At 61.7% G+C, this 21,528-nt stretch carries 16 protein-coding genes; 9 read left to right on the top strand and 7 right to left on the bottom strand.

Annotation, left to right across the window (positions count from 1 at the left end):
- Positions 1-2 precede the first annotated feature (2 nt).
- The 6 genes from GGI60_RS20635 to GGI60_RS20610 form a co-directional block, all read right to left on the bottom strand.
- A complete protein-coding gene (locus tag GGI60_RS20635; protein ID WP_183918523.1) occupies positions 3-839 on the bottom strand; it encodes a CoA ester lyase in 837 nt (278 codons plus the stop codon).
- Entirely contained in the window at positions 836-1,288 is a 453-nt protein-coding gene (locus GGI60_RS20630) for a MaoC family dehydratase (RefSeq protein WP_183918524.1), read from the bottom strand. Before GGI60_RS20630 ends, GGI60_RS20635 begins: the two co-directional genes overlap by 4 nt.
- Entirely contained in the window at positions 1,288-3,153 is a 1,866-nt protein-coding gene (locus GGI60_RS20625; RefSeq protein WP_183918525.1) for an acetyl/propionyl/methylcrotonyl-CoA carboxylase subunit alpha, read from the bottom strand. Before GGI60_RS20625 ends, GGI60_RS20630 begins: the two co-directional genes overlap by 1 nt.
- Positions 3,154-3,161: 8 nt before the next feature.
- Complete coding sequence (locus GGI60_RS20620) at positions 3,162-4,772, bottom strand: carboxyl transferase domain-containing protein (RefSeq protein ID WP_183918526.1); 1,611 nt, start codon at positions 4,770-4,772, stop codon at positions 3,162-3,164.
- Complete coding sequence (locus GGI60_RS20615; RefSeq protein ID WP_183918527.1) at positions 4,769-5,914, bottom strand: isovaleryl-CoA dehydrogenase; 1,146 nt, start codon at positions 5,912-5,914, stop codon at positions 4,769-4,771. The genes GGI60_RS20620 and GGI60_RS20615 overlap by 4 nt, the downstream gene beginning before the upstream one ends.
- A 395-nt stretch (positions 5,915-6,309) precedes the next feature.
- Positions 6,310-7,326, bottom strand: a complete 1,017-nt coding sequence (locus GGI60_RS20610) for an AraC family transcriptional regulator (RefSeq protein ID WP_183918528.1) — start codon at positions 7,324-7,326, stop codon at positions 6,310-6,312.
- Between the two features lie 134 nt (positions 7,327-7,460).
- Between GGI60_RS20610 and GGI60_RS20605 the strand changes: the two genes are divergently transcribed.
- From GGI60_RS20605 to repB, 9 genes are all read left to right on the top strand, one after another.
- Positions 7,461-8,228, top strand: coding sequence for a 3-hydroxyacyl-CoA dehydrogenase (locus tag GGI60_RS20605; RefSeq protein ID WP_183918529.1), 768 nt, complete (start codon positions 7,461-7,463; stop codon positions 8,226-8,228).
- Between the two features lie 20 nt (positions 8,229-8,248).
- Positions 8,249-9,436, top strand: coding sequence for an acetyl-CoA C-acyltransferase (locus GGI60_RS20600; RefSeq protein ID WP_183918530.1), 1,188 nt, complete (start codon positions 8,249-8,251; stop codon positions 9,434-9,436).
- Positions 9,437-9,451: 15 nt separating this feature from the next.
- Positions 9,452-10,579, top strand: a complete 1,128-nt coding sequence (locus tag GGI60_RS20595; protein ID WP_183918531.1) for an acyl-CoA dehydrogenase family protein — start codon at positions 9,452-9,454, stop codon at positions 10,577-10,579.
- Positions 10,580-10,641: 62 nt separating this feature from the next.
- Complete coding sequence (locus tag GGI60_RS20590; RefSeq protein ID WP_183918532.1) at positions 10,642-11,874, top strand: 3-methyl-2-oxobutanoate dehydrogenase (2-methylpropanoyl-transferring) subunit alpha; 1,233 nt, start codon at positions 10,642-10,644, stop codon at positions 11,872-11,874.
- Position 11,875: 1 nt separating this feature from the next.
- Positions 11,876-12,889, top strand: coding sequence for an alpha-ketoacid dehydrogenase subunit beta (locus GGI60_RS20585; RefSeq protein WP_183918533.1), 1,014 nt, complete (start codon positions 11,876-11,878; stop codon positions 12,887-12,889).
- 3 nt (positions 12,890-12,892) lie between these two features.
- On the top strand, positions 12,893-14,152 hold the full coding sequence (locus GGI60_RS20580; RefSeq protein WP_183918534.1) for a dihydrolipoamide acetyltransferase family protein: 1,260 nt from the start codon (positions 12,893-12,895) through the stop codon (positions 14,150-14,152).
- Between the two features lie 3 nt (positions 14,153-14,155).
- Entirely contained in the window at positions 14,156-15,553 is a 1,398-nt protein-coding gene (gene lpdA, locus GGI60_RS20575) for a dihydrolipoyl dehydrogenase (protein WP_183918535.1), read from the top strand.
- Between the two features lie 1,853 nt (positions 15,554-17,406).
- Positions 17,407-18,606 carry a plasmid partitioning protein RepA gene (repA, locus tag GGI60_RS20570; protein WP_183918536.1) on the top strand — a complete coding sequence of 400 codons (1,200 nt, stop codon included), beginning with the start codon at positions 17,407-17,409 and terminating at the stop codon, positions 18,604-18,606.
- 75 nt (positions 18,607-18,681) lie between these two features.
- A complete protein-coding gene (repB, locus tag GGI60_RS20565; protein WP_183918537.1) occupies positions 18,682-19,653 on the top strand; it encodes a plasmid partitioning protein RepB in 972 nt (323 codons plus the stop codon).
- A 364-nt stretch (positions 19,654-20,017) separates the two neighbouring features.
- Here the strand turns inward: repB and GGI60_RS20560 are convergent, their stop codons facing one another.
- Positions 20,018-20,926, bottom strand: a complete 909-nt coding sequence (locus tag GGI60_RS20560; RefSeq protein WP_183918538.1) for a nucleotidyltransferase and HEPN domain-containing protein — start codon at positions 20,924-20,926, stop codon at positions 20,018-20,020.
- Positions 20,927-21,528 lie beyond the last annotated feature (602 nt).

Below are 21,528 nucleotides of genomic sequence, written 5' to 3'. Positions count from 1 at the left end.
CTCTATCGTCCGGCGCTCTCCAGAATGCGGGTCGCGAGTTTCAGATGCGGCAAATCGAGCATGCGTCCGTCCACCTGGATGACACCCGCATCGGGCTGAGCGGCAAAAGCGGCGGCGACCTTTTGCGCCCAGGCGATCTCGGAGGCATCCGGCGTGAAGGCGTGGTTGATTGTTTCGACCTGGCTCGGATGGATGGCCATCATGCCGGAAAAGCCGTCGCGCCGGGCGCGCCCGACATAGGCCCGTAGACCATTGAAATCGCGAAAATCGGGATAGATGGTATCGATTGCCGGAACGGCTGCGGCATGGGCTGCAAATAGCGTGAGCGAGCGGGCAAGCTCGTAAGGCGGCGTGTAGCGTCCGTCCGTCCTGCGCGCGGTCGAAGCCCCGATTGCAGCCGGCAGATCTTCGGCGCCCCAAGTCAGGCCGCAGAGCTTGTCCGAGACCTCGTGATAGCTGCCGATCTCGAAGATCGCCGATGGCGTTTCGGTCGCGATTGGCAGGATGGGAAGAGCCGCCGCGAGCGAGCTTGCAAGCTTGCGCACCGAAGCGGCGCCTTCGGCCTTCGGCAGCATGAGCCCGAAAGGCTGAAGACCGGTCAGGGCGGCGAGGTCATCCTCGCATTCCGGCGAGGCGAGGGGATTGATGCGGATCAGGAGCTTGGTCTTGCCGGCATGGCGTTGGACGAATTCATGCACGCTGTCGCGGGCCTTTGGCTTGTTGGCCGGCGCGACGGAATCTTCCAGATCGAGAATGACGGCATCGGCGCCCGATGTGAGCGCTTTTGCAAAGCGCTCCGGCCGGTCGCCGGGCACGAAAAGCAGCGAGCGCAGCCTCATGATGGCTTCCCCTTCAACATGGCGGTACGCAGGCACTGGCAGACGATCTCGTCGCGCTGGTTCAGCGTGACATGACGGAAGGTGACGATGCCGGCATCGGGGCGGGAGTTCGAGCGGCGCAGCTCCATCACCTCCGTTTCCACCCGCAGCGTATCGCCGATGAAGACCGGTTTCGGCATCGTCACCTTGTCATAACCGAGATTGGCGACGAGCGTGCCGAGCGTGGTGTCGCCGACCGAAAGGCCGACGGTCAGCGCAAAGGTGAAGGTGCCGTTGACGACGATCCGGCCAAACTCGGTGCCGGCCGCATATTCGGCGTCGAGATGTAGGGGCTGCGGATTGTGGGACAGCGTCGTAAAAAGCAGGTTGTCGGTCTCGGTGACGGTGCGGCGGATGTCATGGGCGATGCGGTCGCCGACCATCCATTCGTCGAAATAGCGGCCGGCCATTACTCCTCTCCCTTCATGACGGTGACGACCAGCTGGTTTTCCGAGACGCGGACGCCGGGGGAAACCTGCAGTTTGCCGACGATGCCGTCGAAGGGCGCCCGCAGCGAATGTTCCATCTTCATCGCTTCGACCGTCAGCAGGCGGTCCCCCTTGGCGACACGATCACCCTCAGTGACCTCCACCGAAATGACGAGGCCCGGCATGGGCGACAGGATGGCGCCATCGCCCACGCCGTGATTTGCCTCGACCTCGCCCGCATGGGGCAAGCCGATCGACCAGGCATTGCCAGCATCGAAAAGCACCGTCGTCTCGTCCATCTCGATCGTCTTTGCTTCGAGGCCGGCGCGCGCGTGTCCCCAATGGAGATGACCGTCGATGCGCAGGCGCACGCGGCTGTCGCTTGGCCCGGCGATGCGGAAGCCGGTCAGCGCGTACCAGGGATCGCCATGTGCAGCCTTCGAAAGTGCCGTGGCCGCTTTGTCGATGACGGTTTCATCAGGCTCGCTGGCCACGAGGCTTTGGCCATGGCGGTCGAGGAAGCCGGTATCGATCCGTGCGGCGCGAAAATCCGGCTCGATGGCGATGCGGGCGAGAAGGCCGGCATTGGATTTGACCGGCCAGACCTCGATCTCGGCGCAGGCGGCTGCGAGCTTCGAAAGTGCTGTCTCGCGGTTCGGCCCATGCGCGATGATCTTGGCGATCATCGGATCGTAGAAGGCGGTGATCTCATCACCCTCAACGACGCCGCTATCGACCCGGACGGACGTCGGGAGTTTGAGATGGTCGAGCCGGCCGGTCGAGGGCAGGTAGCCGGCGGCGGGATTTTCGGCATAGAGTCGGGCTTCGAAGGCCCAGCCGTTCATGGTGATCTCGCCCTGGCCTTTCGGCAGCGGTTCGCCGCTGGCGACCTTCAGCTGCCAAAGCACCAGATCCTCGCCTGATATTGCCTCGGTGACGGGATGCTCCACCTGCAGGCGCGTGTTCATCTCCATGAACCAGATGCGGTCGGGATCGAGGCCCGAGGAGGCGTCGGCGATGAATTCGATCGTGCCGGCGCCGACATAGTTTACCGCTCTTGCGGCCTTGACCGCCGCATCGCAGATCGCCGCGCGGGCGACGGCATCAAGACCGGGGGCGGGAGCCTCTTCGATGACCTTCTGGTGCCGGCGCTGCAGCGAGCAATCGCGTTCGAAGAGATGGACGCAATTTCCGAGCTTATCGGCGAAGACCTGAACTTCGATATGGCGCGGATTGGCGATATAGCGCTCGATCAGAACGCGGTCGTCGCCGAAGGCGGCAGCCGCTTCGCGCTGGCAGGAGGCGAGACCCTCGGCAAAATCCTGCGGCCGGTCGATGCGACGCATGCCCTTGCCGCCGCCGCCGGCGACGGCCTTGATGAGCACGGGATAACCGATGGCATCGGCCTCGGTCGTCAGCCTTGCCTCGCTCTGGTCCGGCCCGAGATAGCCAGGGGTGACGGGCACGCCGGCCGCCTGCATCAATTGCTTGGCGGCGTCCTTCAGCCCCATGGCGCGGATTGCGGCCGGCGGCGCGCCGACCCAGATCATGCCGGCCTTTTCAACCGCTTCGGCAAAATCGGCGTTTTCCGACAGGAACCCGTACCCGGGATGGATCGCGGCAGCGCCGCTTTTTTGGGCGGCCTCCAGGATGCGTGCCTCGGAGAGATAGCTTTCGCGGGCCGGCGGCGGGCCGAGGGCAATCGCCTCGTCGGCTTCCCTGACGAAGGGCAGGCCGGCATCGGCCTCGGAATAGACGGCGATGGTGCGGATGCCGAGTATCTTCGCCGTGCAGATGATGCGGCGGGCGATTTCGCCCCTGTTGGCAATGAGAAGACTTTCCATCATGACCCGCCTCACATCCGGAACAGGCCGAAGCGCGGCCCTTCCGGGATCGGCGCATTCAGGCAGACGGAAAAGGCAAGGCCCAGCACATCGCGCGTCTGGCGCGGGTCTATGATGCCGTCGTCCCAGAGGCGGGCGGTGGCATAATAGGGATTGCCCTCCGCCTCGTAGCCGGCGCGGATCGGCGCCTTGAAGGCCTCCTCCTCATCGGCCGGCCAATCCTCGCCGCGTGCCTCCATCGCGTCGCGGCGGATAGTGGCAAGCACCGAGGCCGCCTGTTCGCCGCCCATCACGCTGATGCGGCTGTTCGGCCAGGTAAACAGGAAGCGCGGGCGATAGGCGCGCCCGCACATGCCGTAATTGCCGGCGCCGAAGCTGCCGCCGATGATGACGGTGACTTTCGGCACGGTCGCGGTCGCAACTGCGGTCACCAGCTTCGCCCCATCCTTGGCGATGCCGCCGGCCTCGTAGCGGCCGCCGACCATGAAGCCGGAGATGTTCTGCAGGAAGAGCAGCGGCACGCGGCGCAGGCAGGCAAGCTCGATGAAATGTGTGCCCTTCAGCGCGCTTTCGGAAAAGAGCACGCCGTTATTGGCGATAACGGCGACAGGCATGCCCCAGATGCGGGCGAAGCCGCATACGAGCGTCGCGCCGTAGAGCGGCTTGAACTCATGCAGTTGCGAGCCGTCGACAATCCGGCCGATCACTTCACGCACGTCATAAGGCGAGCGCACGTCATCCGGAATGAGTCCGCAGAGATCGCCAGGATCAAGCTTCGGCGGCCGTGGAGGCTGAATGTCTATATCGACCGATTTGACGCTGTTGAGGCTGGCGACAATATCGCGCACCAGAAGCAGCGCATGTTCGTCGTTTTCGGCGACATGGTCGACAACGCCGGAGCGGCGGCCATGGGTCTCGGCGCCGCCGAGCTCTTCGGCCGAAATGATTTCGCCGGTCGCGGCTTTGACGAGCGGCGGGCCGGCGAGGAAGATCGTGCCCTGATTGCGCACGATCACCGTTTCGTCGGACATGGCGGGAACATAGGCGCCGCCTGCGGTGCAGCTTCCCATGACGCAGGCGATCTGGGCAATGCCTTCGGCCGACATCTGCGCCTGGTTGTAGAAGATCGCGCCGAAATGATCGCGGTCGGGGAAGACCTCGGCCTGATGCGGCAGATTGGCGCCGCCGCTGTCGACCAGATAGAGGCAGGGCAGCCGGTTCTGCATGGCGATTTCCTGCGCCCTGAGATGTTTCTTGACGGTCATCGGGAAATAGGCGCCGCCCTTTACCGTCGCGTCATTCGCCACGATCATCACCTCGCGGCCGCAAACGCGGCCGATGCCCGCGATGATGCCGGCACCCGGCGCCTCGCCGCCATACATGCCGTTGGCCGCCAGCGTGCCGATCTCCAGGAAGGGACTGCCGGCATCGATGAGCAGCTGGATACGGTCGCGCGGCAGGAGCTTGCCCTTGGCCGTGTGACGCTCACGTGCCGATTGCGACCCGCCCTCGCGCGCCTTTGCCGAACGCTCGATGAGCTCGTCGATCAGCGCCTTGTTCTTGACGGCATTGGCTTTGAAGTCCTCGCTGTCGCGATCGATCGCAGTCGAAATCACCGTCATGATGCGATGAGCTCCCGGCCGATCAGGTAGCGGCGGATTTCGTTGGTGCCGGCGCCGATATCATAGAGCTTGGCGTCGCGCAGGAAACGCTCGACGGGCCATTCCGTGGTGTAACCGGCGCCGCCGAGCGCCTGGATCGCCTCCAGCGACACCTTCACGGCGTTCTCGCTGGCAAAGAGGATTGCGGCGGCCGCGTCGGTGCGGGTCGTGCGGCCGGCGTCGCAGGCGCGGGCGACGGAATAGACATAGGCGCGCGCCGAATTCAGCGCGACATACATGTCGGCAATCTTGGCCTGCATCAGCTGGAAATCGCCGATCGGTTTGCCGAACTGCTTGCGATCGCGCACATAGGGCAGCACGACATCAAGGCAGGCCTGCATGATGCCGAGCGGGCCGCCGGCAAGCACGGTGCGCTCGTAATCAAGGCCGGACATCAGGATCTTCACGCCTTCGCCTTCCCTGCCCATCAGTGCCTCGGCCGGCACCTCGCAATCCTCAAAGACCAGCTCGGCGGTATCGCTGCCGCGCATGCCGAGCTTGGAGAGCTTCTTGGAGACGCTGAAGCCGGGCATGTCCTTCTCGATGATGAGCGCAGAAATGCCTTTCGGACCGGCGGCGGGATCGGTCTTGGCATAGACGACGAGCACGTCGGCATGCGGCGCATTGGTGATCCAGAACTTGGTGCCGTTGAGGATGTAGCGGTCGCCCTTTTTCTCGGCCCGCAACCGCATCGAGACGACATCGGAACCGGCGCCCGCCTCCGACATGGCGAGCGAGCCGACATGCTCGCCGGAGATCAGCTTCGGCAGATGGCGACGCTTCTGTTCCGGTGAGGCCCAGCGGCGGATCTGGTTGACGCAGAGATTGGAATGGGCGCCGTAGCTCAAGCCCACCGAAGCCGAGGCGCGCGAAACCTCCTCCATCGCGACGACATGCTCGAGATAACCGAGACCGGCGCCGCCGAATTCCTCCTCGACGGTGATCCCATGCAGGCCGAGCGCGCCCATCTGAGGCCAGAGCTGGCGCGGAAACGTATTGCTTTCGTCGATCTCCGCTGCCAGTGGAGCAATATGATCGGCGGCAAACCGCGCCGTCGTATCGCGGATCGCATCCGCGGTTTCGCCGAGCGAAAAATCAAACATGGCACTCCTCCCGCTAAAATATGTAGCGCGGGTTGCGAAAGGTTCAAAGTGCTCTTGATTTTGATGCGGGTGAGGGTCCTACCATTCGACGTTATGCAGATGGCGCCGCTGTCACGCGCGTCTGCGCTGTGAACGGGGTCTCCTGCCCACCCTCACTCTCCGTCATGCTCGGCTTGAGCCGAGCATCCACACCGCGTCCAAAAGCAGCAGTCGCATGGATCCCAGGCTCAAGGCCTGGGATGACGGAAAGTGTGGTTGGCATTCTCGGCAAAACGCGTCGCCAGTGAGGCCGCTCTTACTACACCCCCTTATGCCTGTGACGAGCACAGGCATGAGTGAGTGTGTTGGGCGACCAGCGCCAAAAAGCAGGGTGAATTCCAACCGCGAATCTCGTTTTACAGCTCGGGACCGTGTTCCCCCGCTTCCTCTCGCCGGAATGTCTCCGGGCTCTTGCCTATCCATTTGCGGAAGGCTCGGAAGAAGGCGCTGGGTTCGGAATAGCCGAGCTGTACGGCGATCTCGCCGATTGTCTTCCTTGAGTTCAGCAGAAGCTCGACAGCCAGGTCGCGGCGGATGTCGTCCTTGATGGCGGCATAGCTTTGTCCCTCGTCGTGCAGGCGGTGGCGGAGCGTCGAGGGCGGCATGCGCATATCGGCGGCAAGTGCTGCAAAACTCGTCCAGGCATTGGGCGTCGCCTGGTTCAAGCGCCGGCGGACGGCGGCGGCGATGCCGGCGTCGTAACGGTAGCGCACCAGAATATTGGCGGGTGCGCCGCGCAGGAACTGTTTGAGAGCCTGCTCGCTGCGGGAGATCGGCAGGTCGAGCATGGCGCTGTCGAAGCCGAGGCGGCTGATTGGTTGGGAGAAGCGTACGGGCGCGCCGAAGAACAGCCGGTAGTCGGCGCCTTGCTTGGGTTCGGCGCAGCGGAAATCGACGAGGCGGATCGGAATGCGCCGGCCGACCAGCCAGCAGATGATGCCGTGCAGGATGATCCAGTAGGTTCGATAGGCGAAGGCCGAACGTGGGCCGCCGGCATCCCTGAGCTCGACTTCGGCGAGACCATCGCGGATGACGAGCTGCCCCCTGGGGTCGTCGAGGACGACATCGAGGAAGCGCAAGGCCCGGCGCAGCGCCTGACCGAGCGTCGGCGCATGCAGCACACAATGGCAGAGCAGTGTGAAGCTGCCGCTGCGCATCGGGCGGGCGCCCATGCCGAAGAATTCGTCATCAAGCTCGGCAGCGATTGCCAGCCACAGCGCGCCGTAAGTCTCCGCCGAAACCGGCTGGTCGATGACAGCAGGCAGGCCGACGCGAGCGAGGATCGGTGCCGTCGGCTTGCCGAGCCGCCGCAGGCTGTCGAGCGCTTCCTCGACGAAACCCGGCGCGATCATACGTCGCTCGATCTCGACCATGCCAATCCTTGCTATGGCAAAATTGTCCGAAATTATGGAGCAGTTTTGTCATCGCTTGCAATAGGTGGAGCGAATAGAATCGCCGCTGCCGGTTGCGCCTGGAGGAGGGTGAGCCGGCAGGGAGGACTGGATCCATGCTGATCGCGGGAGCAAGTTTCATCGTCACCGGCGGCAGCTCCGGTCTCGGCGCCGCAACAGCGCGCATGCTCGTCGAAGCCGGCGGGCGCGTAACGATTGCTGATCTCAATGCGGAAGCAGGTGAAGCGATTGCCCGGGAGTTCGGCAGCGAAGTTCGCTTCGTCAAGGCCGATGTCAGCGATGGCGAGGGCGGAGCGGCGGTGGTGGCCGCGGCGGTCGAAGCTTTCGGCGGTTTGCGCGGACTGGTGAATTGCGCCGGTGTCGCACCGGCCGAAAAGGTGATCGGCCGCGACGGACCGCACCGGCTGGAGAGTTTCGCCCGCACCATCGGCATCAATCTCATCGGCACATTCAACATGATCCGGCTTGCCGCCGCCGCGATTCAGAATTCGGAACCGGATGCGGAAGGCGAACGCGGCGCCATCGTCAACACGGCTTCGGTCGCTGCTTTCGACGGACAGATTGGTCAGGCAGCCTATGCCGCCTCCAAGGGCGGGGTGGCGGCGATGACCTTGCCGATCGCCCGCGAATTTGCACGGCACGGCATCCGTGTCGTGTCGATCGCGCCCGGCATCTTCGAGACGCCGATGATGGCTGATATGCCGGCGGAGGTTCAGGAAGCGCTCGGAAAGAGCGTACCCTTTCCGCCGCGACTCGGCCGGCCGACGGAATTTGCCGGACTGGTGCGCCATGTCTTTGAAAACAACATGCTGAACGGCGAGGTCATCCGCCTCGACGGCGCATTGCGGATGGGTGCGCGGTGAGCGTCGCCCGAGGAGGAAAAATGGCATTGCAGGATCCTATCGTCATCGTCGGTGCGGCACGCACCCCGATCGGCAGCTTTCAGGGAGAGCTGAAGGAGGCGGCGGCACCCGAGCTTGGCGCAACGGCGATCCGCGCCGCACTCGAGCGCAGCGGCGTCGATGCCGAGGCGATCGAGGAGGTCGTCTTCGGCTGCGTGTTGCCGGCCGGCCAGGGGCAGGCGCCGGCACGCCAGGCGGCCATCCATGCCGGCCTGCCGTATTCGACCGGCGCCAGCACCGTCAACAAGATGTGCGGCTCCGGCATGAAGGCGGTGATGATGGCGCATGACCTGATCGCCGCCGGCAGTGCCTCGGTGGCGGTTGCCGGCGGCATGGAAAGCATGACCAACGCGCCCTATCTCCTCGACAGGGCTCGTGGCGGCTACAGGCTGGGCCATGGGCGTGTCGTGGATCATATGTTCCTCGACGGGCTGGAGGATGCTTATGACAAGGGGCGCTTGATGGGCAGCTTCGCGGAGGATTGCGCCGAGGCCTATCAGTTCACGCGCGAGGCGCAGGACAACTACGCCATCGCCTCCCTGACGCGGGCGCAGAAGGCGATCGCGGACGGCCGTTTCGAAAGCGAGATCGTGCCGGTCACCGTCAAATCAGGCAAAGCCGAGCAGGTGGCAAGCCGCGACGAACAGCCGGGCAAGGCCAAGCTCGACAAGATCCCGACGCTGAAGCCCGCCTTCCGCGACGGCGGCACGGTGACCGCGGCCAATTCCAGCTCGATCTCCGACGGCGCGGCAGCACTTGTGCTGATGCGCCGCTCGCAGGCGGAGCATCGCGGCCTGACGCCGCTCGCCACAATCCTCGGCCACGCCACCCATTCGCAGGCGCCCAATCTTTTCGCCACCGCGCCGATCGGCGCCCTGCAGAAACTCTCCGACCGGACCGGGCTGGCGCTTTCGGACATCGATCTTTTCGAGATCAACGAGGCTTTTGCCGTCGTTGCCATGGCGGCGATGCGCGATCTCGACCTGCCGCATGAAAAGGTGAACGTGCATGGTGGCGCCTGTGCGCTCGGCCATCCGATCGGCGCGTCCGGCGCCCGGATTATGGTGACGCTGCTTGCGGCGTTGCAGCGCTACGATCTGAAGCGCGGCATGGCGGCGCTCTGCATCGGCGGCGGTGAGGCGACGGCCGTCGCCATCGAGCGGCACTAACGGGAGGAGGAACAGATGATCCTTTCCGACCTCCAGCAGCAGATATCAGATGTCGCCCGCGACTTTGCCCGCGACCGGCTGGCGCCGGGAGCGGCCAAACGCGATCGCGAGCATCTCTTCCCCAGGGAAGAACTCAAGGAGATGGGAGAACTCGGCCTGCTCGGCATGCTGGTGCCGGAGGCCTATGGCGGCTCGGATACGGGCGTTCTCGCCTATGCCGCGGCGCTCGAGGAGATCGCCGCCGGCGACGGACCCTGTTCGACGATCATGAGCGTGCACTCCTCGGTCGGCTGCGTGCCGATCCTGAAATTCGGCACCGAGGAGCAGCGCCAGCGCTTCCTGCCGAAACTGGCAAGCGGCGAATGGATCGGCGGGTTCGCGTTGACCGAGCCGCAGGCGGGGTCCGACGCCTCGAACCTGAAGACCCGGGCGCGGCGTGACGGCGACGACTACGTGATCGATGGCGCCAAGCAATTCATCACCTCGGGGAAGAACGGCAACGTCATCATCGTCTTTGCCGTCACCGATCCGGATGCCGGCAAGAAGGGCATCACCGCCTTTATCGTGCCGACGGAGACGCTGGGCTACGAGGTGATCCGCGTCGAGGAAAAGCTCGGACTGCATTCTACCGACACCTGCCAGATCGCGTTCAACGCGATGCGCATTCCTGCAGAATTGAGGCTCGGGGCGGAAGGCGAGGGTTACCGCATCGCGCTCGCCAATCTCGAGGGCGGACGGATCGGCATCGCCGCGCAGGCCGTCGGCATGGCACGGGCGGCCTTCGAGGCGGCGCGCGACTACGCCAAGGAACGTACCGCCTTCGGCAAGCCGATTTTTGAGCATCAGGCCGTCGCCTTCCGCCTGGCCGATATGGCGGTGCGGATCGAGGCGGCGCGCCAGCTGGTCTTCCATGCCGCTTCCCTCAGGGAAGCCGGGCTACCCTGCCTGTCGGAAGCCTCGATGGCGAAGCTCTTTGCCTCCGAGATGGCCGAGCGCGTTTGCTCCGATGCGATCCAGATCCATGGCGGCTACGGCTATATGGCCGATTACCCGGTCGAGCGCATCTACCGCGATGTGCGCATCTGCCAGATCTATGAGGGAACGAGCGACGTGCAGCGCATGGTAATCGCCCGCAATCTATAGAACCATACCGGCCCTGTTTCCGGGGAGGGACGCACGGCCTGCAAAGGGAGGAAAGAAGAGACATGGTGGATTCCGCTCATTTGAGCCTGCATGTCCCCGAACCCGCCGTCCGCCCGGGCGGCCAGCCCGACTTTTCCAATGTCAAGATCGCCAAGGCCGGTTCCGTGCCGCGGCCGGAGGTCGATGTCGCATCCGAGGATATCCGCGATCTCGCCTATTCGATCATCCGCGTCTTGAACCGTGACGGCGAGGCGGTCGGTCCCTGGGCCGGGTCGCTCACCGATGAGGAGCTGCTGACCGGGCTGCGCAACATGATGAAGCTGCGCGCCTTCGACGCCCGCATGCTGATGGCGCAGCGCCAAGGCAAGACCTCCTTCTATATGCAGCATCTCGGCGAAGAGGCCGTCAGCTGCGCCTTCCGCAAGGCGCTCAACAAGGGCGACATGAATTTCCCGACCTATCGCCAGGCGGGCCTGTTGATCGCCGATGACTATCCGATGGTCGAGATGATGAACCAGATCTACTCGAACGAGAGTGACCCCTTGCACGGCCGGCAGCTGCCGATCATGTATTCCTCCAAGGAACACGGCTTCTTCACCATCTCCGGCAATCTCGCCACCCAATATGTGCAGGCCGTCGGCTGGGCGATGGCCTCGGCGATCAAGAACGACAGCCGCATTGCCGCCGCCTGGATCGGCGACGGTTCGACGGCGGAATCGGATTTCCACTCGGCGCTCGTCTTTGCCTCGACCTACAAGGCGCCTGTGATCCTCAACATCGTCAACAATCAGTGGGCGATCTCCACTTTCCAGGGCATTGCCCGCGGCGGCTCCGGCACCTTTGCCGCCCGCGGCCTCGGCTTCGGCATTCCGGCGCTCAGGGTCGATGGAAACGATTATCTCGCCGTTCATGCCGTCGCCCGCTGGGCGGCCGAACGCGCCCGGCGCAATCTCGGCCCGACGCTGATCGAACATGTCACCTATCGGGTCGGCGCGCATTCGACCTCCGACGATCCGAGCGCCTATCGGCCGAAGACGGAATCGGAGGCCTGGCCGCTCGGCGATCCCGTGTTGCGGCTGAAGAAACATCTGATCGTCAAGGGCGTCTGGTCGGAGGAGCGCCACGTCCAGGCGGAAGCCGAAATCATGGACGAGGTGATCGAGGCGCAGCGCCAGGCAGAGGCGCACGGCACGCTGCATGCCGGCGGCAGACCTTCGGTGCGCGACATTTTCGAGGGCGTTTATGCCGAGATGCCGGCGCATATCCGCCGCCAGCGGCAGAAGGCGGGGTACTGACATGGCCAGGATGACGATGATCGAGGCCGTGCGCAGCGCCATGGACGTCTCGATGGCGAAGGACGACAATGTCGTGGTCTTCGGCGAGGATGTCGGCTATTTCGGCGGCGTCTTCCGCTGCACCCAGGGCCTGCAGGCAAAATACGGCAGGACGCGCTGCTTCGATACGCCGATCAGCGAATCCGGCATCGTCGGCACGGCGATCGGCATGGCGGCCTACGGGCTGAAGCCCTGCGTCGAGATCCAGTTCGCCGACTACATGTATCCGGCCTATGACCAGCTGACGCAGGAGGCAGCGCGCATCCGCTATCGTTCCAACGGCGATTTCACCTGCCCGATCGTCGTGCGTATGCCGACCGGCGGCGGCATTTTCGGCGGTCAGACTCATAGCCAGAGCCCGGAAGCGCTGTTCACCCATGTCTGCGGCCTGAAGGTGATCGTTCCCTCCAATCCTTATGACGCCAAAGGCCTGTTGATCGCGGCGATCGAGGATCCCGATCCTGTCATGTTCCTGGAACCGAAGCGGCTCTATAACGGCCCCTTCGACGGCCATCACGAGCGGCCGGTCACACCCTGGTCGAAACACGATCTGGGGGAGGTGCCCGACGGCCACTACACCATCCCGATCGGCAAGGCCGAGATCCGGCGCGCCGGCTCTGCGGTGACGGTGGTTGCCTATGGCACCATGGTGCATGTGGCGCTTGCCGCGGCCGAAGATGCCGGTATCGATGCCGAGGTGATCGATCTGAGAAGCCTTTTGCCACTCGACCTTGATACGATCGTTCAATCGGTCACCAAGACCGGGCGCTGCGTCGTCGTCCATGAGGCGACCCTGACGTCTGGCTTCGGCGCCGAGGTCGTGTCGCTGGTGCAGGAACATTGCTTCTATCACCTCGAAGCGCCTGTCGTGCGCGTCGCCGGCTGGGACACGCCCTATCCGCATGCGCAGGAGTGGGATTATTTCCCCGGTCCCGGCCGTGTCGGGCGGGCGCTTGCTGAAGTCATGGAGGCCTGAGCCATGGGCGAATTCATCATCAAGATGCCCGATGTCGGGGAAGGGGTCGCCGAGGCCGAGCTTGTCGAATGGCACGTGAAGACCGGAGATCCGGTTCGCGAAGACATGGTGATCGCCGCCGTCATGACCGACAAGGCAACGGTCGAAATTCCCTCTCCCGTCAACGGCACCGTCATCTGGCTCGCCGGCGAGATCGGAGACCGTATCGCGGTCAAGGCGCCGCTGGTGCGGATCGAAACGGCAGGCGAAACCGGCGAGGCTCAGCCCATACGGATCTCGCAAGCGCCGGTCGCCGAAGCGCCTAAGGCCGAGATTGCCAAGGCCGTCCCGGCAGCGCCGGTTTCTGCACCTGCACCTGCACCTGCACCCGCACCGGCACCTGCGCCGGTCGAAAAGCCGCTGGCAGCCCCCTCTGTGCGGCTTTTCGCCAGGGAATGCGGCGTCGATCTAAGACAGGTGCAGGGAAGCGGACCGGCCGGTCGTATCCTGCGCGAGGACGTCGAGCAGTTTCTGTCTCAGGGAGCAGCGCCCGCAACGGTAAAGAATGGTCTCACCAGAAAGACGGCGACCGAGGAGATCAAGCTCACCGGCCTGCGCCGCCGTATCGCCGAAAAGATGGTGCTGTCTACCTCGCGCATTCCCCACATCACCTATGTGGAGGAAGTCGATATGACGGCGCTCGAGGAACTGCGCGCCACCATGAACGGCGACCGGAGGCCGGGTCATCCGAAGCTGACGGTGTTGCCCTTCCTGATGCGGGCGCTGGTCAAGGCGATTTCCGAACAGCCCAACGTTAATGCCACCTTCGACGACGATGCCGGCATCATCACACGCCACAGTGCCGTGCATATCGGCATCGCCACGCAGACGCCGGCTGGTCTGACCGTGCCTGTGGTGCGGCATGCGGAAGCGCGCGGCATCTGGGATTGCGCCGCCGAAATGGTCCGGCTGGCGGAAGCGGCGCGGTCGGGGACGGCGACGCGCGACGAACTTTCCGGCTCGACCATCACCATCAGCTCGCTGGGCGCTCTCGGCGGCATCGTCTCGACGCCCGTCATCAATCATCCCGAAGTGGCAATCATCGGGGTCAATAAGATTGCTACGCGGCCGGTCTGGGATGGAACCCAGTTCGTGCCGCGCAAGATGATGAACCTCTCCTCCAGCTTCGATCATCGCATCATCGACGGCTGGGATGCGGCGACCTTCGTGCAGCGCATCCGCACGCTCCTCGAAACGCCGGCGCTCATTTTCATCGAAAGCTGATCCATGAAAGAGATTGTCTGCAAGCTCCTCGTCATCGGCGCCGGCCCGGGGGGTTATATCTGCGCCATCCGTGCCGGGCAGCTCGGCATTGATACCGTCATCGTCGAGGCCGGCAAGCCGGGCGGCACCTGCCTGACGGTCGGCTGCATTCCTTCCAAGGCGCTGATCCATGCGGCCGAGGAGTTCGACGCCACGCAAAAGATGCTCGTTGGCAAGAACCCGATGGGCATCCGTGTCGAAGGCGCCTCGATCGATCTCGCCAGAACGATCGCCTGGAAGGACGGCATCGTCGGCCGGTTGACAGGCGGCGTCTCGGGGCTGTTGCAGAAAGCCCGGGTCAAGATCGTTCATGGTCGCGCCCACTTTCGTGACGGCAAGACGGTGGAGGTCGAGACGGAAACCGGCCAGCAGATCATCCGCGCCGAAACCGTGGTGATCGCCACCGGCTCCGACCCGGTGGAGCTTTCCAACCTGCCATTCGGCGGCCGCGTCATTTCCTCGACCGAGGCGCTGTCGCTGACGGAGCTGCCGAAGAAGCTGGTCGTGGTCGGCGGCGGCTATATCGGCCTGGAACTCGGAATGGCTTTCGCCAAAATGGGATCTGAAGTGTCGGTGGTCGAGGCGACGCCGCAGGTGCTGCCGCTCTATGATGCCGAACTCGTGCGTCCCGTCATGCGCAAGCTCACCGAAAGCGGCATCCGTGTGCTGACGGCTGCGAAGGCTATGGGCCTTGCCGACAATGGTGAGGCATTGATGGTCGAAACCTCCGATGGCCGGCGAGAGAGCCTGCCGGCCGACCGCATCCTCATCACCGTCGGTCGCCGGCCGCGGACGGCGGGATCCGGTCTCGAAGAGCTCGATCTCGATCGCGCCGGTCCTTATCTCAGGATCGATGATCGCTGCCGCACCTCGATGCGCGGCATCTATGCGATCGGCGACGTGACCGGGGAGCCGATGCTGGCCCATCGGGCCATGGCGCAAGGGGAGATGGTGGCGGAGATCATCGCCGGCAAGAAACGCGCCTGGGACAAGCGCTGCATCCCCGCCATCTGCTTCACCGATCCGGAGATCGTCTCCGCCGGCCTCTCGCCGGCGGAGGCGCGAGCGCAGGGCTACGAAATCCGCACCGGTCAGTTTCCGTTCAGCGCCAATGGGCGGGCAATGACGATGCTGTCCGAAGAGGGCTTCGTGCGCGTCGTCGCCCGCGCCGACACCAATCTCGTTCTCGGCTTGCAGGCGGTCGGGGCTGGCGTTTCCGAACTGTCGGCGGCTTTTGCACTGGCGATCGAGATGGGCGCGCGCCTGGAGGATATCGCCGGTACCATCCACGCTCATCCGACCCGCAGCGAGGCGATCATGGAAGCTGCGGCGAAAGCTTTAGGGAGCGCCCTGCATATCTGAGAGGGAGGCGGCTCTTGGCATGGTTGTTGGCTGGACCATTTCTAGGCCAAAGGCCCTTTAGCCTGACATTGATATGGTCTAATTCGACGCTTCGGAATCCTGCAGTCATGGCGAAATCGGCAGCTTAGTGTATGCTTACCGAAAAGACCGCGCCACTCGCTAACCCGTTGAAAAAACGACAAACGCGAAACCAACACGAAGTTAACAGCCAGTTGCTTTCCGTTACACCGGCTGGACCTTCCGGGCTACTGCGATCTGCTGGATCATGGAGGACAAGCATTACGACGTCGTGGGCCGCGATTTCTGCCTTCCGAGTCAAACCATACCAGAAGGCAATGATTAAACCGAACAACATGGGTGTCAAGAATCTCGCCGTTCTGGGGCCGTGCGGGCAGTTCGGTCCACTCTAATCGCTGCACCCTACAGCAGGCGCTGTTCGGCCATTCCGTATTTGGTGCGTTTCTATTGAAAGGCGCGCTCTCCCGTCATCGAAGCAGCCAATAAAGTCGACATGGCGTGCATCTCGGCGTCGCCGCAGATCGTAGGGGACCCCATCATATCTCAGAGGGAAGTCCAATGGGAGTGCGCCCCAGCTGCAGCAATTCATGAATGCATTCGTTTTACGAGGGCTACCTAACTGCCGCAATAACAACTGGCTCCGGCCCGAGCGGCACCGACCGATTAACGAGTGCAATTGCCGCCCGCCGGATACGGCCGAAAGGCAGGCTTTCGATGGGGCAGACGCCGGCATGGTCGCCATCATCCATCGAATTCCGACCTGATGCGCATCATCGCCAACCGGATTGCTCGTCAGTTGCTCACCTATGAAGGACCCGTTGCTACGCTGCTTGCCACGCGCTGCCGCCAGCGGCGGCCGACGCGAAACGAGCTGCTACTTTTCTGCTGCTGAGGGTCTGCGACGTCTATTGTCGACGGTTGATCGATGCCTGCCAAGATAGTGCTCCCGCTCGCATATGTTTGAGATCGCGCTGCTGAACATGGCCCTCGGGTCTGGTCGTCGAGAGACGAGGATCTCCAGCCCGGCCCTTCCTACTGATCACCCTTGGATTGCTGACTTTCAACGATGACGGAAGCAGCGTGGGCAATTGGATGGAAGGTGATGCGGTCCTGCTGAAGCGGACAAGCTTCGAGGTTGCCCCGCGCAGGATCGATCGCTGGCGCAATGTTGGCACCCGCCCTCACGGTCCCGCAATCTATCCCGGCATGGCCGCGGAAGGCCGGGGCCCAATCGAGCTTCCTGCACGGATCAGACCTGCAGGAACCGCTCCTAACCCGGGTCTTCATCCGGAACCTGATCGAAAGTCAGCAGTCATCACGTCGCGCTATCGCCGGCCGAAAAATATCAGAGAAATCCCGCATAGGAGAATGGGCCGCCACACGACCGTTGCCAAAGCGAACCGATGGTAGCGCACCTCGGGTTAGCTTAGGGGAGATCTCTTGATCTTCGCTGCTGCATTCACACCCGCTGGCTGCAACTCCTCTTCATTTTCGGAACGACATCTTGGCCAGTGAAACAAACCCAGCGCCTGGTCTGTGAATAACCTGTGCGGGGTGGGAACGCCGCAGCGGCTTATCATACTGGCGAAGGCCGCTAGATTCGTTAAGTCATTGCAAGTGTTTCGAAAACTCCCCGTTTTGACGGCAGTCAACACAACGCATCTCAACTGGCCGCCTCTCCGCTTCCCTCGCGAGCGGGAATCCGTTCGTCCTGTTGTTCCACCGTTTTTAACCTGTCGTTGTCTCTCTTATCCTTGTCTGAAATCAAGAATCACAGATAATGACGACATTTCGCTGAATTCGGCGATTCTATCGACATAATGGCCAGAGGCACCATGAACGCGTTCACTTCGCTGCCGTCATTCGAATTCGATGACAAGATCCTGATGCAGGGCGCGGAGATATCGCGCAAGCTCGATCAATTGCGTCTCGAGAATTTTCCGCCGGATGCGAGGAAGACACTTCGTCATTTCTCTGTGGCCGAAGTTGCTCACTATCTGGGCGTCACCCCCAGCAATCTGAAGCGTCTCTATCTCGACGGCAAGGGCCCAACCCCAACGACGATGTCGGGAAACCGCAAGTATTATACTGCTCAGCAGATGATGGAGCTGCGCTTCTTTCTCGACCGAACGGGAAAGACGGAAGCGAAGCGATATGTTCCGCACCGCAAGCAAGGCGACAAACTTCAGGTCGTTGCGGTGGTCAATTTCAAAGGCGGTTCTGGCAAGACGACGACTGCAGCGCATCTTGGGCAGCATCTTGCTTTGACGGGGCACCGGGTTCTACTGGTCGACCTCGACCCGCAGGCGTCACTCTCGGCTTTGCACGGTTTTCAGCCCGAACTAGACAGGAACCCGTCGCTTTACGATGCGCTCCGCTACGATGATGATCGCAAGCCCATTTCGGACATCATACTGCCTACTAATTTCCCAGGCCTCGATATCGTTCCTGCAAATCTCGAACTGCAGGAATACGAGTACGACACGCCGCTGGCGATGCAGCAGTCTGGTTCCGAAGGAAAACGGTTCTTCACCCGCTTCGGAAAGGCGCTCGAAGAGGTAGACAGCTGCTACGATGTCGTCGTGGTCGATTGCCCACCGCAGCTTGGATATCTCACGCTGACTGCGCTTACGGCTGCCACGTCCGTATTGATCACGGTCCATCCGCAGATGCTGGACCTGATGTCGATGTCGCAATTCCTGCTGATGCTGGGCAACATCACGAAGACGATCAAGACGGCTGGCGCCAATGTGCGCATGGATTGGCTGCGTTACCTGATCACCCGGTTCGAACCTTCGGATATTCCTCAAGTCCAGATGCTCGGCTTTATGCAATCGATGCTGGCCGAAGAAATTCTCAAGAGCCAGATGGTGAAGACGACGGCGATTTCGGATGCTGGCCTGACGAAACGCACCCTTTATGAGCTGGATCGCTCCAATTTCACGCGCGAAACCTACGATCGCGCGATCGAATGCATGGATGCCGTCAACTTCGAGATTCAGGGCTTGATCCACAGGGCATGGGGAAGACTATAGCGATGTTGACGGCCGTCAAAACCGGCAAATTAGCCAGTCGAAACAAGGTAATATCGGATTTTCGGGGATAACAGGATGGCTCGCAAGAACCCGTTCATGAACGTCATGAATAACGCAGGCCTCGATGAGAGCCGCGCGGTGCTCGACTATACGATCAAGGGAGCGTCCAAATCGATCCTGAGCTCTATCGACGAGATTGCGGCTCGCGCGGACCGAATGCTGGAAGGCGAAACCGTTGTTGAGTTGGAACCCGACCTGGTCGATCCGTCCTTTGTCCGGGATCGAATCGAAGATGACGAGCAGGAGTTTGCAGAGTTGCGTTCGGCAATCCGGGACCGAGGTCAGGACAGTCCCATTCTCGCGCGTCCACATCCGAAGGCGTCGGGACGCTACATGGTCGTGTTTGGCCACCGGCGGCTGCGCGCGGCGAGGGAGCTCGGAAGAAAAGTCCGCGCTGTCGTCAAGGAGCTTCAGGATAGCGACCATCTCGTTGCTCAAGGCCAGGAGAATTCGGCGCGTGCCAACCTGTCGTTTTTTGAGAAGGCAATGTTTGCAAGCGAGATTGCACGGCTTCATGTCGATGGAGACAACGCGATCATTCTTTCTGCGCTCTCCCTGGACAGGGCCACCCTATCGAAAATGCTGGCAGTGGCGAGTATGCCTGGTGAGGTGCTCGACGCTGTCGGCGCAGCGAAGGGCATCGGCCGGGATCGCTGGTACGAGCTGAAGGCGTTGTTGGAACGGCCGACAAATCTGGAGAAGGCGCTCGCTTTCGTAAAGTCTGAAGAATTCGGCGAAAAAAAAGGGGATGATCGTTTCAACGCCTTGCTCGCGCATGTCAAAACCTCGGGCCGGGTGACATCGACAAAACCGGTTCGCGCTACGAAATGGGTTTCAGAGGACAAGTCCGTCGCCGTTGATTTGAAGAGCGACGGGCGGACGTACACGCTTGCTTTAAAGGCCAAAGACGCCCTCGGTTTTGGGGATTTCCTGTCTGAGAACCTGCCCGATTTGTATCAGACGTATCGAAGCCGAAAGGTTCAGTAGTAGAGCCCTGCAAAAGAGGCCCCAAAACGACCAAGTCGTGGAAACCTTCCCCGTATTCCTAAGCAGATCGAGAATCGCATTTCCACGAATCGCAGTGCTTCGCGCAGAATATGGGCAGGGAAGGAAGGTTGAAGAAGGCCACTGAGGAAAGCGGGTGTTGTAGTTGTGATAGTAGGCGTGGCAACATTAACTGGGTACGATCAGTTCGTGAGGGTCGGTTCATTGCGAAGGCGGCCATCAGATTCTGGTCTCTCGGCGCGGAGTGACCAGTGCGCTCGGTGCTGGAGGCGAGCGCCCGTTTCGTCTTGGTCTTCGGAGACGATGAGGGGTTGAGGAACTTTGCTATCCGATTGTCGGCGCGAACCTAGCCGACTTTCCGCTGCAGATCATCCAGATGGGCAGAGCATACCGCCTTGACCAACTCAAGCAACGTAGCGGTTCGCTCCGCGAGCCATGCTAGCGCCTCCTCACTGATCTCGAAGTGCTTAGAATATCGCGCCTTCACATAAGCTTCGTTCAGCGTGTTGAACCAGGCACGTTCACGATGCTGATCACGAGGGAAAGCTTCGGTCAAGCGCCGGTCCTGTTCTTCCGCGAGCGAGCGGAGAAATTTGATGTTGTGCGAAGGCGGGCCGTAATTGGTAAGCGTAAGGAGAACACAAGAATAAGCCTGTTCGAGCGATTGATGAAGTTCAAACGCGGCCACGCGAATTTGATCTTCTCCGACATAAAATCGGAACCCTTTAAGAAAAGTTTTTGCCAGTGAAAACCGATCCTCGTAATGTTCCCTGGCGAGCCTGAGCCGATCTGAGGACGACAGCACCCTGGGTTCCGCAAGTGGCTCATCATCGAGTTCATAAAGTACGATGCCTTCCTTGCGGATATCGGAAAAGAAATATTGGCCTTCCTTCAAGTAGGTGTTCACTTCACGTCTGGAATGAACGATGAAGCTCACGGGTGTCTCGATTGACTTATCGTGGATCAATCTGTCTGCTGCTTTGTACCAATATTCGGCGAACTCGCAGAGTTTGCGGTTGTTGACGATGATCAGTAGATCGAAATCCGATCGGTAGCCTTTGATGGTGAACGGCTCATCCACCCAGCCGCCCTTGGCGTATGATCCGAAAAGGATGATCTTTAGAATCCGCCCACGTTTTTTGAACTCAGCCGTGCCGTCCCTCAGCACGTCTTCGAATTCCTCGTGCAGGATTTCCAGAGCGCGTTCGAGCTCACGTTGTTTGCGGAGCGGAATATGATCGAGAGACGACTTCATTGCACTATCGATAGGCGAAACATTAGATATCGTCCACCGGCAGTTTCGGGCTGCTCCCTGCGACGTTTGAGGATTTTTGATGTCGTAGCAAGCAGCTCTCACTCGTTCGGACACTAGATGCCCCCGACACAACCGGTCACTTCTGATAAGCGATACTTATCGGAAGTGACGCGTCGCGCAAACAACCGTCACGGCTGACGGAAGAAAGATGGAAGTTCATTTCCACTACAGAAAAGAACAGCGTTAATTCAAATGGTTAATGGTCTATAAAAGGGAGCAGTTTTCGCCCTGCGAAGGGGTAAGTGAGGCGGATTATGGCTTTTGCTTTGCGAATTCAATTGCGGCGGTCGACGCTGTGGTTTGGGCAACGCTAGCACGCCCGCGTTCTAGATCGAACGCTTACCGACGACCCCTGGTCGCAAACTTCCTAAGTTGCCGTTGATCTTCGATATTGCGATGGCCCGACAAAAAAGTGGCTCGCTGCGGCAAACCAGTCGGCGTTTATCATCTAAATCTAACGGCCATACAATAACTTTCGGTTTGTGTCGGGGGACATGCACAAATGGCCCGGTCAATTCCTCGTGCCGCTTGACAGTTTGAAA

The sequence above is a fragment of the Rhizobium lentis genome (assembly GCF_014200175.1).
GTDB lineage: Bacteria > Pseudomonadota > Alphaproteobacteria > Rhizobiales > Rhizobiaceae > Rhizobium > Rhizobium mulingense.
The sequence above is the reverse complement of the archived record's forward strand: the minus strand, read 5'-3'. Positions and strand labels throughout refer to the sequence as shown.

Coding starts and splice junctions, on each gene's coding strand:
- GGI60_RS20605 (WP_183918529.1), top strand. CDS start 7,461: ATGCTGATCGCGGGAGCAAGTTTCATCGTCACCGGCGGCAGCTCCGGT.
- GGI60_RS20620 (WP_183918526.1), bottom strand. CDS start 4,772: ATGACGGTGATTTCGACTGCGATCGATCGCGACAGCGAGGACTTCAAA.
- GGI60_RS20630 (WP_183918524.1), bottom strand. CDS start 1,288: ATGGCCGGCCGCTATTTCGACGAATGGATGGTCGGCGACCGCATCGCC.
- GGI60_RS20580 (WP_183918534.1), top strand. CDS start 12,893: ATGGGCGAATTCATCATCAAGATGCCCGATGTCGGGGAAGGGGTCGCC.
- GGI60_RS20560 (WP_183918538.1), bottom strand. CDS start 20,926: ATGAAGTCGTCTCTCGATCATATTCCGCTCCGCAAACAACGTGAGCTC.
- GGI60_RS20590 (WP_183918532.1), top strand. CDS start 10,642: ATGGTGGATTCCGCTCATTTGAGCCTGCATGTCCCCGAACCCGCCGTC.
- GGI60_RS20600 (WP_183918530.1), top strand. CDS start 8,249: ATGGCATTGCAGGATCCTATCGTCATCGTCGGTGCGGCACGCACCCCG.
- GGI60_RS20595 (WP_183918531.1), top strand. CDS start 9,452: ATGATCCTTTCCGACCTCCAGCAGCAGATATCAGATGTCGCCCGCGAC.
- GGI60_RS20615 (WP_183918527.1), bottom strand. CDS start 5,914: ATGTTTGATTTTTCGCTCGGCGAAACCGCGGATGCGATCCGCGATACG.
- repB (WP_183918537.1), top strand. CDS start 18,682: ATGGCTCGCAAGAACCCGTTCATGAACGTCATGAATAACGCAGGCCTC.
- GGI60_RS20635 (WP_183918523.1), bottom strand. CDS start 839: ATGAGGCTGCGCTCGCTGCTTTTCGTGCCCGGCGACCGGCCGGAGCGC.
- GGI60_RS20585 (WP_183918533.1), top strand. CDS start 11,876: ATGGCCAGGATGACGATGATCGAGGCCGTGCGCAGCGCCATGGACGTC.
- GGI60_RS20625 (WP_183918525.1), bottom strand. CDS start 3,153: ATGATGGAAAGTCTTCTCATTGCCAACAGGGGCGAAATCGCCCGCCGC.
- lpdA (WP_183918535.1), top strand. CDS start 14,156: ATGAAAGAGATTGTCTGCAAGCTCCTCGTCATCGGCGCCGGCCCGGGG.
- GGI60_RS20610 (WP_183918528.1), bottom strand. CDS start 7,326: ATGGTCGAGATCGAGCGACGTATGATCGCGCCGGGTTTCGTCGAGGAA.
- repA (WP_183918536.1), top strand. CDS start 17,407: ATGAACGCGTTCACTTCGCTGCCGTCATTCGAATTCGATGACAAGATC.